At 71.5% G+C, this 9022-nt stretch carries 12 protein-coding genes and 1 pseudogene; 4 read left to right on the plus strand and 9 right to left on the minus strand.

The window, feature by feature from the left end; translation table 11 throughout:
• Both PV363_RS10305 and PV363_RS10310 read right to left on the minus strand, forming a co-directional pair.
• A partial coding sequence (locus tag PV363_RS10305) for a TRAM domain-containing protein (protein ID WP_301022278.1) occupies positions 1-619 on the minus strand: 619 nt, incomplete at its 3' end.
• Between the two features lie 28 nt (positions 620-647).
• Complete coding sequence (locus PV363_RS10310) at positions 648-2660, minus strand: APC family permease (RefSeq protein ID WP_220342485.1); 2013 nt, start codon at positions 2658-2660, stop codon at positions 648-650.
• Between the two features lie 74 nt (positions 2661-2734).
• Between PV363_RS10310 and PV363_RS10315 the strand changes: the two genes are divergently transcribed.
• Both PV363_RS10315 and PV363_RS10320 read left to right on the plus strand, forming a co-directional pair.
• Positions 2735-3403 (plus strand): TrkA family potassium uptake protein, encoded by a 669-nt coding sequence (locus PV363_RS10315; RefSeq protein WP_301022279.1) that lies wholly within the window; start codon positions 2735-2737, stop codon positions 3401-3403.
• On the plus strand, positions 3400-4086 hold the full coding sequence (locus PV363_RS10320; protein ID WP_301022280.1) for a TrkA family potassium uptake protein: 687 nt from the start codon (positions 3400-3402) through the stop codon (positions 4084-4086). The genes PV363_RS10315 and PV363_RS10320 overlap by 4 nt, the downstream gene beginning before the upstream one ends.
• A 3-nt stretch (positions 4087-4089) precedes the next feature.
• Here the strand turns inward: PV363_RS10320 and PV363_RS10325 are convergent, their stop codons facing one another.
• The 4 genes from PV363_RS10325 to dut are packed head-to-tail and all read right to left on the minus strand — an operon-like array spanning position 4090 to position 6444.
• The gene (locus PV363_RS10325; RefSeq protein WP_220341523.1) at positions 4090-4818 is read right to left on the minus strand and encodes a DUF3159 domain-containing protein; all 729 of its coding nucleotides are present in this window, start codon (positions 4816-4818) and stop codon (positions 4090-4092) included.
• Positions 4815-5186 (minus strand): OB-fold nucleic acid binding domain-containing protein, encoded by a 372-nt coding sequence (locus tag PV363_RS10330; protein ID WP_220341522.1) that lies wholly within the window; start codon positions 5184-5186, stop codon positions 4815-4817. The genes PV363_RS10325 and PV363_RS10330 overlap by 4 nt, the downstream gene beginning before the upstream one ends.
• 39 nt (positions 5187-5225) lie before the next feature.
• Positions 5226-5933, minus strand: coding sequence for a DUF3710 domain-containing protein (locus PV363_RS10335; protein ID WP_301022281.1), 708 nt, complete (start codon positions 5931-5933; stop codon positions 5226-5228).
• 55 nt (positions 5934-5988) lie between these two features.
• The gene (gene dut / locus PV363_RS10340) at positions 5989-6444 is read right to left on the minus strand and encodes a dUTP diphosphatase (RefSeq protein ID WP_301022282.1); all 456 of its coding nucleotides are present in this window, start codon (positions 6442-6444) and stop codon (positions 5989-5991) included.
• 53 nt (positions 6445-6497) lie between these two features.
• On the opposite strand from dut, the gene PV363_RS10345 reads away from it, so the two are divergent.
• Both PV363_RS10345 and PV363_RS10350 read left to right on the plus strand, forming a co-directional pair.
• The gene (locus PV363_RS10345) at positions 6498-6968 is read left to right on the plus strand and encodes a DUF3093 domain-containing protein (RefSeq protein ID WP_220341519.1); all 471 of its coding nucleotides are present in this window, start codon (positions 6498-6500) and stop codon (positions 6966-6968) included.
• 97 nt (positions 6969-7065) lie between these two features.
• The gene (locus PV363_RS10350) at positions 7066-7410 is read left to right on the plus strand and encodes a DUF4235 domain-containing protein (protein WP_220341518.1); all 345 of its coding nucleotides are present in this window, start codon (positions 7066-7068) and stop codon (positions 7408-7410) included.
• Positions 7411-7536: 126 nt separating this feature from the next.
• Here PV363_RS10350 and PV363_RS10355 read toward each other — a convergent pair whose 3' ends face one another.
• From PV363_RS10355 to PV363_RS10365, 3 genes and pseudogenes are all read right to left on the minus strand, one after another.
• Positions 7537-7833 carry a DUF4193 domain-containing protein gene (locus PV363_RS10355; protein ID WP_220341517.1) on the minus strand — a complete coding sequence of 99 codons (297 nt, stop codon included), beginning with the start codon at positions 7831-7833 and terminating at the stop codon, positions 7537-7539.
• Between the two features lie 110 nt (positions 7834-7943).
• Positions 7944-8774 (minus strand): inositol monophosphatase family protein, encoded by an 831-nt coding sequence (locus PV363_RS10360; protein WP_220341516.1) that lies wholly within the window; start codon positions 8772-8774, stop codon positions 7944-7946.
• Positions 8771-9022, minus strand: a pseudogene (locus PV363_RS10365) (ferrochelatase); the annotation flags it as partial. The pseudogene PV363_RS10365 and the gene PV363_RS10360, both read right to left, overlap by 4 nt.

Below are 9022 nucleotides of genomic sequence, written 5' to 3' on the forward strand. Positions count from 1 at the left end.
CGTACGCCGCCACGAACCTGTCGCCAGTGGACCCGGCCACCGCTGTCACCCGCGACGCCGGCCACGGGGTGTCGAGCACCCGCGGCAGGGCAGGGGACGCGATCGGGCAGTCATCGAGCGGGATCACCTCGTGCGAGCGGTGCTTGCGCAGTCCGAGGTGCCCGTGAGGATCGGCGGCGAACGTCACGCGAGTCCGCCACCCGAGTCCGTCGGCGGCGGTGTCGGACAACGGCGGACGGACCACGACATCCCGCTCGATGCCGGCCAGCCGGCTCAGCTGCTCGCTCACGACGGCGCCCAGCAAATCGCGCTGGACACCGAGGTCCACGTGCTGGAAGTCGCACCCACCGCACAGGCCCGGCCCGGACACCGGACACCTGGGCTCGACCCGCCCCGGCGCCGCCTCGAGGACCTCCACCGCGTCCGCGCGGAGGAATCTCGCGCCCGCGGCGCCCTCGGTGATCTCTGCGACCACCCGCTCGCCGGGCAGGGTGTGCCGGACGAACACCACGCGGCCGTCCCACCGGGCGACGCAGTGCCCGCCGTGAGCGACCGCCCCGATGTCGAGCTCCACCCGGGTCCCGGTCAGGTCGTCGGTCGCGTCTGCCTGGGTGCTCATGCCTCCAGGGTGACGCATGCCGCCCAGGTCACGGCTTCCGGCGCTCGTTGAAGGTCCGTCCCTGGCGCACCTCGCCCGGCACGGGGCGTACGCGCTCCGGACCGCGCTGCTTGGCCGACTGCAGGAGGTAGGGCACGCTCGTCACGACCACGCCGGGGGTGAACAGCAGGCGGCTCTTGAGCCGGAGCGCGGTCTGGTTGTGGAGGATCTGCTCGTACCACCGGCCGACCACGTACTCGGGGACGTAGACCATGACGATGTCGCGCGGGCTCGCCCGGCGCAGCTCCTTGACGTACTTGATCACCGGCCGGACCAGCTCGCGGTACGGCGACCCGATGACGACCAGCGGCACGGGGATGTCAAGGGCGTCCCACTGCTCGGTGAGCCGCGTGGTCGCAGCAGGGTCCAGGTCGACGGTGATCGCCTCCAGCGCGTCGGGCCGTGAGACCCGCGCGTAGGCGAGCGCACGCATGACCGGCTTGTGGAGGCGACCCACGAGCACGATCGCGTGCACGCGCGACGGCAGGGTCACGTCGGACTCCTCGATCGCGAGCTCGTCGGCCACCTCGTCGTAGTGGCGCCGGATGCCGCGCATGAGGACGTAGAGCACCACCATCGCCGAGATCGCGATCCACGCTCCGGCGAAGAACTTGGTGACGAGGACGATCACGAGCACGGTGGCCGTCATCGCCAGCCCGAACATGTTGACCGAGCGCGACCGCTTCATCCGGCGCCGCTCGGCGGGATCGGTCTCGGTCCGGAGATGCCGGCCCCAGTGCCGGAGCATGCCCAGCTGGCTGAGGGTGAACGAGACGAAGACGCCGACGATGTAGAGCTGGATCAGGCGGGTCACCTGGGCGTCGAAGGCCAGGATCAGGACGATCGCGGCGAGCCCCAGGAGCACGATGCCGTTGCTGAACGAGAGCCGGTCGCCACGGGTGTCGAGCTGCCGCGGGAGGTGTCCGTCGCGCGCGAGCACCGAGCCGAGCACGGGGAACCCGTTGAACGCCGTGTTCGCGGCGAGGACCAGGATGATGCCGGTCGTGGCGACCGTGAGGTAGAAGAGCGGCTGCGCGTTGTCGTACACCGCCGCCGCCAGCTGACCGATCACCGTGTCCTGGACGTAGGAGTCGCCGACCGGCACGCCGTCGCGGGTCAGCTGCGTCGCGGGGTCCTCGGCGAATCGCAGATGGGTCAGGTCGGCGAGCACGACGATGCTCATCAGCATCGTGACCGAGATGACGCCGAGCAGCGCGAGGGTGGTCGCGGCGTTCTTGCTCTTCGGTCGGCGGAACGCGGGGACGCCGTTGCTGATCGCCTCGACACCGGTCAGCGCCGCGCAGCCCGACGAGAACGCACGGGCGACCAGGAACGTCATCGCGACCGCCGAGACCGCCCCGAGGTACGGCTCCTCCGCGGCGAGCTCGAGGTCTGCGCTCGCGACCTTGGGGAGGTCACCGAGGGCGTAGCGGGCGAAGCCCCACAGCGCCATGCCGATGATCGAGGCCATGAAGAGGTAGGACGGGATCGCGAAGGCGGCCCCCGACTCGCGCAGTCCGCGCAGGTTGACCGCGATGAGGAGGAGCACCAGCACCGACGCCGCCAGCGCCTCGTGCCCGTTGAGCCAGGGCAGCGCCGCGGTGGCGTTCTGGACGCCCGAGGAGATCGAGACCGCCACGGTGAGGACGTAGTCCACCATCAGCGCCGAGGCCACCGTCACGCCCGCGCGCGGCCCCAGGTTGACCGTCGCCACCTCGTAGTCGCCGCCACCGCTGGGGTAGGCACGGACGTTCTGCCGATAGGACGCGACCACCGTCAGCATCACCACCGCGACGGCGAGGCCGATCTTCCAGTTGAACGCGTACGCAGACAGCCCGCCCATCGACAGGACGAGGAAGATCTCGTCCGGCGCGTACGCCACCGAGGACAGCGCGTCGCTCGCGAAGACGGGCAGCGCGATGCGCTTTGGAAGCAACGTCTCGTCGAGCTGCGTACTGCGCAGCTTGCGCCCGAGGAACATGCGCTTGCCCAGCTCGGCCATCCCCACTCTGAGGATCGTAGACCTGTCCCTCCCGGCCTGCGCTCGGCCCCGCCCGCGCGGTGTAGCGTCGTCGCGTGCACATCGTCATCATGGGGTGCGGCCGCGTCGGCTCGACCCTCGCGCAGCGCCTCGAAGAGCGCGGTCACTCGCTGGCCGTCATCGACAGCGACGCCGACGCGTTCCGCCGCCTCGGGCCCTCGTTCTCGGGTCTGACCGTGACGGGCCTCGGCTTCGACCGCGACGTCCTGCAACGAGCCGGGATCGAGCGGGCGCACGCCTTCGCCGCCGTGTCGTCCGGCGACAACTCCAACATCATCTCGGCACGCGTCGCCCGCGAGCAGTTCGGCGTCGACACCATCGTCGCCCGCATCTACGACCCCGGACGCGCCGAGGTCTACGAGCGCCTCGGCGTCCCCACGGTCGCGACCGTCACCTGGGCCGCCGACCCGGTGCTCCGTCGCCTGCTGCCTGCGGGCCACGACCCCGTCTACCGCGACCCCAGCGGCGAGGTGCGCGCCGACCAGGTCCCCGTGCAGGCGAAGTGGGTCGGCCGGACCGTCGACGCCCTCGAGAAGGCCACCGGAGGGCGGGTCGCGAGTCTCGCGCGCTTCGGCAAAGGGCTGATCCCGACCGGCGCCACGGTCCTCCAGGACGGTGACGTCGTCCAGCTGTTCTCTGCCATCCCCGACTCTGCGGACGTCTTCAGCGCCCTCGAGCTGGGCCCCCGAGAGGACGAGTCATGAAGGTCGCCATCGCCGGTGCCGGTGCCGTCGGACGCTCGGTCGCCACCGAGCTCCTGGAGAACGGGCACGAGATCCTCCTCATCGACCGCAACCCGCGAGCGATCCGCTCGCACGCGGTCCCCGAGGCCGAGTGGATCCTCGCCGACGCGTGCGAGCTCTCGGCGCTGGAGACCGCGCAGCTCGAGCAGTTCGACGTGGTCATCGCCGCGACGGGCGACGACAAGGCCAACCTCGTCGTGTCCCTGCTCGCCAAGACGGAGTTCGGCGTGGACCGCACGGTCGCCCGCGTGAACCACCCCGACAACGAGTGGCTCTTCAGCGGGTCGTGGGGAGTCGACATCGCGGTCTCGACGCCGCGGATGATGTCCGCCCTGGTCGAAGAGGCGGTGACCGTCGGCGACCTCGTGCGTCTGTTCTCCCTGCGCGGGTCCAACGCCAGCCTCGTCGAGCTGACCATGCCCGAGGACTCCCCGTACGTCGGGGTCCGGGTCGGCGACGTCCCGTGGCCGCGCGACGCGGTGCTGGTGGCGATCCTTCGGAGCAAGAGCGTGCAGGTGCCCGAGCCCGACCGCAGCCTCGAGAGCGGCGACGAGCTGCTGTTCGTCGCGGCGATCGACTCCGAGCGCGCTCTCGAGCACCTGCTCGCGCCCAGCGAGCACCAGGGCGACCCGGGCGAGGGGTGACGGTCAGTCGCGCGGCTGGAGCTTCGGCTGGATCTCGAGCGCCTCGCGCGACAAGAGCTTGCCGGCCGCCTCGGGATCGGCGGTGGGCGTGTGGTTGCGGCCGAGCAGGTACGCCATCGCGCCGAGCGCAGCGAGCTGGAGCGGCCACCCCATCACGATCTTGGCGGTGCCGAGCAGCGCCACGTGGTCGCCGACCCACAGCGGGTACTGCACCGCGACGCGCAAGAGGCACGGGATCGCGAGGATCAGCGTGAGACGCGAGCAGAGCCGCGTCAGCGCACGGTCGCGGTGCCAGGCGGTGGGATCGCCCGTGACGCTGCCGACGAGGAAGCCGACCAGCGGCCACCCGACGACGACGGTGAGCAGGAGCACCGCGCCGTACGCGCCGTTGTAGATGACGCCCGGCAGGAAGGCGTCTCGCGCCTCGCCGGAGCGGAGCGCGAAGATCGCGGCGATGCCGATCCCGAACAGCGAGTTGAGGACGAACTGCGTGGTGCTGCGCTGGACCACGCGGGCGACCAGCAGCACGACCGCGAGGCCGACACTGATCCCGAGCGCCAGCTTGAGGTCGCGGGTGATGAGCCAGCTCGCCGTGAAGCCGATGGTCGGCACCGCGGCCTCGAGCATGCCTCGGACGCCACCGAGCGCCTTGGCGAGCTGCGCCCGCACGACCTGCTCGACGGTGACGTGGGCATCGGGACGCTCGGCGGGTCCCGCGGTCTGACCGGTCATCGACTCAGCTCGTATCGGGGGTTGTAGATGACACGGCTACCCTCGCGCAGACCTAACCGTCCGGTCGCCGTCAGCACGCGCCCGACCTCGATGCCGGGCACCCGCTTGCGGCCGAGCCAGACGAGGGTCAGGGAGCCGGAGCCGTCGTAGAGCACCGCCTCGAGCGCCCGGGACTCCGACTGGGGACGGAAGGTGACCGTACGCAGCTCGCCGTGGGCGGTGACGACATCGCCCGCGCGCTGGTCGCACAGGGGCAGGCACCCCGCCTCGACGGCCTCCACGCGCAGCTCGGCGTCGTCCGCGCGCTCGGCGAAGCCGCTCATCCGCTCACGCGCGCGGCTCCACAGTGTGCCGGTGGTGCTCGTCATGGTCCCAGCGTAGGCCGCGCGCGGTCGCGCCGCCTCGCCTCAGGCCTCGCGGGTCGGCGACTCGGCACGGACGGCACCCGCGGGGACGACCACGGGGATCTGCTCACGAGGGGGCATCGGGACGTCACCCCGGACGATGATCAGGTCGCGGACGGTCTGCTCGAGGAGGCTGTCCGGATCGGACGTCTCGCCCAACGTGCCCATGAAGGTGGCACGCAGCAGCCATCGCGGACCGTCCACACCGATGATGCGGCTGGCCTGGACGCCTTGGCGGCCGTCGGGCGCCTGCACCGGCACCTCGACCCGCAGCTCGCGACCGAACGACGAGTCGACCTCCTCGACCTTGCCGCCGACACGCTCGACCTCGGCGACGATCTCGGGGCGGATCTCGTCCCAGAGCCCCGCGTGGCGGGGCGCGGCGAAGGCCCGCAGCTCGACCGCGCTGCCCTCCCCCATCGCCACGACGGACGTGGCGACACCGGACTCGGGGTCGGTCGGAATCTGGATGTCGAGCCCCACGCGGCCGTGCACGATCATCGCGCCGACATCGACGTAGGTGGGGTCGTCCTCGGGAACCTCCCGCTCGGAGGCGTCCCATGGTCCGGACGACCGGTCGTAGGCCGGAACGGCCGTCTCCGGTTCCTCCGGCGTCTCGGACGTGGGCTCCTGCGGCTGCGCGGTCGCCTCGGAAACCTCGGCGGACTCCGCGGCGGCGTCGCCCTGCGCCTTCTTGCGACGACCGAACATCACCGCGCTCCTCTCGTCTGTCTGCTTGGTCGGCTCCTCGCGTGCCCGGTCGTCGTCACGACCCCGAGGCCACGGCGAACCCGCCCGTCGAACCGTACCCCCCGTCACCCCGTGCCGACTCGGGGAGGGCGTCGACGACACGGAACTCCGCCTGCTCGACCTTCTGGAGCACCAGCTGGGCGATCCGGTCGCCCCGAGCGAGCACGATGGCCTCGCTCTGGTCGAGGTTGACCAGGCACACCTTGATCTCGCCACGGTACCCCGCGTCGACGGTCCCCGGAGCGTTCACGATGGACAGTCCTGCCCGGGCGGCGAGTCCCGAGCGAGGGTGCACGAGCGCCACGTACCCGACCGGGACAGCGATCGCGATCCCCGTCGGGACGAGCGCGCGTTCTCCCGGCTGGAGCGTCAGGTCGACGGTCGTGCAGAGGTCTGCCCCCGCGTCCCCGGGATGGGCGTAGGACGGCAGCGGGATCGACGGGTCCAGACGGGTCAGCATCACCTCGAGCATGAACGAGGACCCTACCGGGCGGACCGCCCGTGCGGGCATGGCAACCTGGGGGCATGACCCGTGAGGCCGACGCGCCGTCGTACCGCGAGTATCTCAGCGTCCCGGTCTCGTGGTGGCTGGCCGGTGCCGGCCTCACCGTGATCGTCTGGTGGATCTTCGTGCTCGCCACGCCGATGTGGGTGGCGCTCGGCGCGGGCGCGGTCGCCGGGGCCGCCGTCGCGGCGGGTCTCGTCCAGTACGGCCGGGCCGTCGTCGAGGTCTCCAACGTCCACCTGCGCGCCGGGGCGGCTCGCCTGCCGCTGGTCTACTGCGGCGAGGTCACCGCCCTCGACGCCGCCCAGACCCGCGCGCTGCACGGCCCTCAGGCCGACGCCCGCGCGTTCTTCCTCCTCCGGCCCTACATCGCCACCGCAGTCCAGGTCCAGGTGACCGACTCGCGCGACCCCACTCCGTACTGGTTGATCGGCACCCGCCACCCTCACGAGCTCGCCGACGCGCTCAGCGCACGTCGCGCCCGCGGCTGACGCGCGGACCCGCCACGCCCGGACCTGCGACCCGTGACGAACGGATAACGTGTGGGCCAGACGGCTCCGTACGACCGTGACGAAGGGAAGGAAGACCGTGGCGCGCAGCACGAAGAAGGCCCCGACCGCCAAGGGCAAGAAGTCCAAGAAGGGGTCGGGCAAGGCGGCCTGGAAGCTGCTGGACCGCACGGCGACCGTGGCCGCCGGTGTCATCGCCACCCAGGCGGCCGCCCTCGTCTGGCGTGCCGCGACCGGTCGCAAGCCTCCCACCGACGACATGTCGCGTGATCCGGCGATGGCGACCCGCGAGGCCGTGGCCTGGGCGGTCCTGGCAGGGGCGAGTGCCGGCCTCATCAAGGTGGTCCTCAACCGCCAGGCGGTCAACTACTGGGTGCGCTCGACCGGAGATCTCCCGCCCGGTGTGAAGCGCCCCAAGGCCTGAGGTCCTGAGGCAGCACAGTCCCCTGGGTACGGCGACGCCCCCGACCGCTGGTGCGGTGCGGGGGCGTTGTCGTTCGCATGCATCGACGCTGCCGGCAGCCTGTCGTGATGCCGGCGAGCGACTGCCTCAGGCGCAGTCGACGCAGATCAGCTGCTTGCCCTTCTCGCGGGCGAGCTGGCTGCGGTGGTGCACCAGGAAGCACGAGCTGCAGGTGAACTCGTCCGACTGCTTCGGAAGAACCTGGACCGAGAGCTCCTCGTGGGACAGATCTGCACCGGGGAGCTCGAACGACTCCGCGGCCTCGACCTCGTCCTCGTCCACCTTGCCCGAGTTCTTCTCGTGGCGGCGGGCCTTGAGCTCTTCGATGCTGTCTTCCGACTGCTCTTCTTCGGTCTTCCGAGGAGCGTCGTAATCAGTCGCCATGAACCCTCCTCTTCGACTCTCACATCCGGGCCTCCGAGCGGCCGGATTCATCCCATTTCAATAACGTGCAGGCCGCGCAGATTGTGCCACACGGATCAGCGCGACCCAACTCAAAAGCCACAAGCGCGGACGAGCCGCATAAATTCCTCAGCGAAGGCTTCCGGTGCGGCCACGACGAGCCGCGCGTCCGGCGGCCCGTCGAGACCGGAGACGACAACCCCGGATTCCCGGGCGATCAGGCCACCCGCGGCGATGTCCCAGGGAGCCAGACCCTGCTCGACGTAGGCGTCGAACCGTCCGGCAGCGAGCGCGCACAGGTCGAGCGCGGCCGATCCCATGCGACGGATGTCACGGATCTCCAGCAGCATCCGCGCCACCGCGCTCGCCTGACGGGCCCGGACCTCCGGGACGTAGTTGAACCCGGTCGCCACGAGCGCCTGGGACGCCGAAGGAGGGGCCACCGACCTCAGTCGGACCGAAGGCCGCGCCGGGCTCTCCCGGAGGTAGGCACCCTCGCCCCGCACGGCGGTGTACTCGTGCCCGGTGGTGATGTCGATCACGCAGGCCGCCTCGACGACCCCGTCGATCTCCGCAGCGACCGCGACGGCGGACTGGGGCAGGCCGTAGACGAAGTTGACCGTGCCGTCGATCGGGTCGACGATCCACCGCACTCCGGTGTCTCCTGCCGGGCCCGTCTCGCCAGCGAGGGCCTCCCCGCCCTCCTCGCCCAGGATGGTGTCGCCAGGCCGGTCGGCCGCGATGTGGTCACGGATGAGTCGCTCGGTCGCGCGATCGATCTCCGTGACGGGATCGGTCGGGCTCGACTTGGTCGCGGCGACCTCGACCCGTCCCGCCGGACGGGCGGTGCGGGCGTACGCCGCCGCGGCGCGCGAGGCGGTCAGGGCCAGCGTGGCAAGGACCTCCCCGGACGGGCGCGTCACGAGTCCGAGCCGAGCAGGGCCGGACGCTGCGGGTCGCGGAGGTTCGCACAGCAGCCGGCGGGGCAGACCGTCCAGCTCGGCGGCAGCTCACCCACCACGCTCTGCTCGGGCTCCTCGTCGCGCGCCAGGGCCGCCCGCTCGACGATCAGCTCGCGGATCGCGGTGACGAACCGGGCGTCGACGCCCCGCGGCGGAACCCCCGCGCAGCCCACGCCGCGCTCCTCGGCGGGCTCCCCGGCCTCGGGGTC

It is taken from the genome of Mumia sp. (assembly GCF_028803055.1).
GTDB lineage: Bacteria > Actinomycetota > Actinomycetes > Propionibacteriales > Nocardioidaceae > Mumia.

Coding starts and splice junctions, on each gene's coding strand:
- PV363_RS10310 (WP_220342485.1), bottom strand. CDS start 2,660: ATGGCCGAGCTGGGCAAGCGCATGTTCCTCGGGCGCAAGCTGCGCAGT.
- PV363_RS10320 (WP_301022280.1), top strand. CDS start 3,400: ATGAAGGTCGCCATCGCCGGTGCCGGTGCCGTCGGACGCTCGGTCGCC.
- PV363_RS10325 (WP_220341523.1), bottom strand. CDS start 4,818: ATGACCGGTCAGACCGCGGGACCCGCCGAGCGTCCCGATGCCCACGTC.
- PV363_RS10330 (WP_220341522.1), bottom strand. CDS start 5,186: ATGACGAGCACCACCGGCACACTGTGGAGCCGCGCGCGTGAGCGGATG.
- PV363_RS10335 (WP_301022281.1), bottom strand. CDS start 5,933: ATGTTCGGTCGTCGCAAGAAGGCGCAGGGCGACGCCGCCGCGGAGTCC.
- dut (WP_301022282.1), bottom strand. CDS start 6,444: ATGCTCGAGGTGATGCTGACCCGTCTGGACCCGTCGATCCCGCTGCCG.
- PV363_RS10345 (WP_220341519.1), top strand. CDS start 6,498: ATGACCCGTGAGGCCGACGCGCCGTCGTACCGCGAGTATCTCAGCGTC.
- PV363_RS10355 (WP_220341517.1), bottom strand. CDS start 7,833: ATGGCGACTGATTACGACGCTCCTCGGAAGACCGAAGAAGAGCAGTCG.